This is a genomic window from Pseudomonas sp. BJa5, assembly GCF_030272875.2.
In the GTDB taxonomy this organism is placed as follows: domain Bacteria; phylum Pseudomonadota; class Gammaproteobacteria; order Pseudomonadales; family Pseudomonadaceae; genus Aquipseudomonas.
Genome location: NZ_JALRNG020000189.1, coordinates 1 through 246, shown reverse-complemented (window position 1 = coordinate 246; position 246 = coordinate 1). Strand labels below are relative to the sequence as shown.

The 246-nt window shown below is 48.0% G+C and carries 1 rRNA gene; it reads right to left on the bottom strand.

The window, feature by feature from the left end:
* Positions 1-246 (bottom strand): 23S ribosomal RNA (locus tag M2D63_RS25970); the annotation flags it as partial.

The window sequence follows — 246 nt, the reverse complement described above, 5'->3', positions numbered from 1 at the left end:
CCTACTCGATTTCATGACTAAGAGATTTTCGCGTACAGGGCTATCACCCACTATGGCCGCACTTTCCAGAGCGTTACGCTAATCTCAAAGCCACTTAAGGGCTAGTCCCCGTTCGCTCGCCACTACTAAGGGAATCTCGGTTGATTTCTTTTACTCAGGGTACTTAGATGTTTCAGTTCCCATGGTTCGCCTCTTGCACCTATGTATTCAGTACAAGATACTCAGCTTATGCTGAGTGGGTTCCCC